The organism is Aurantimonas sp. E1-2-R+4 (assembly GCF_036549515.1).
Lineage (GTDB): Bacteria > Pseudomonadota > Alphaproteobacteria > Rhizobiales > Rhizobiaceae > Aurantimonas > Aurantimonas coralicida_A.
Genome location: NZ_JAZHLK010000146.1, coordinates 1 through 969 on the forward strand (window position 1 = coordinate 1; position 969 = coordinate 969).

The following is a 969-nucleotide window of genomic DNA, read 5'->3' on the forward strand; positions in this document are numbered from 1 at the left end:
TATCTTTCTTCATGGCGTTGCTCTCCTCAGTGGAATCGGCACCCCGAGCCTAACGGCTCAAGGCGGGCAACGCCGCCCACTTCAGAGTTTCAACAGAGACCGGGACATTCCCGGCGATGAAGCTCTGATAGCGGCTTATAACGCCGGGGACCTATACACTGGTCTCGCGGAGGTTCTGTTCGGGCGTGCGGAATCACGGCCTATCGCCAAGCGAGTATTTCTGGCATTTCTATACGGAATGTCTGCAGAGCGAATCGCTTCGCTTCTAGCAGGGGTCGAAGGATCCGATGCTGATCGCGAATTATATACGAGAAAAATCGACGCCTTCTTCAATGCCTACCCAGGGCTTGCATCGTATCGTGCTATCCAGCAAAAAAATCTACTTGAAGAGGGATTTGTCTCTAGCCTCTATGGAAATCGGCGCGTTCGCTCCCAACAAGGTATGCTCAGTCAAAAGGAAAATCGTTGGGCATTGAACCACCCGGTGCAATCAACGGCATCACTAATATTCAAGGAATCATTGCTGGAAATTGCCAGAGAATTTGAAGCGGAGCAGATTATATTGCCCGTGCATGACGCTGTACTTCTGCAGCTACATAACGACGATACATTCGATCGCCGAGTCGAACGAGCCAGCGAGTTAATGATCCAAGCCTTCAATCGCCGCATTCCAACTGTCCGCGCGCGCGTTACCGCTGGTTCTTTCATCGAATGATTTGCGGGTTCACCCCGCACTGTCGTGAATAGCCGCGTCCGAAACGACCAAAAACCCTCGGCGAGATGGATGATTGAGCCTACCATGATCTCATCCAACCCGTTATAACAATGTGTTCCTTGAAGAGTTAAGAGAGGTTGTCTAGAGCATCCGGCGAATAATTTGAATCGACGGGTTCCCATTTGATGTTCGGTTTGATTCTCTGTGAGCAGGAGGTGCTTCATGGGAAAGGCTGTTTCATCAGATTTGCGGGA

At 50.8% G+C, this 969-nt stretch carries 1 protein-coding gene; it reads left to right on the forward strand.

Annotated features, from left to right (window positions below; all coding sequences use genetic code 11):
• Positions 1-715: DNA polymerase (locus VQ045_RS21785; RefSeq protein ID WP_331831619.1), on the forward strand; the 715-nt coding region annotated here is incomplete at its 5' end.
• Positions 716-969: the final 254 nt, after the last annotated feature.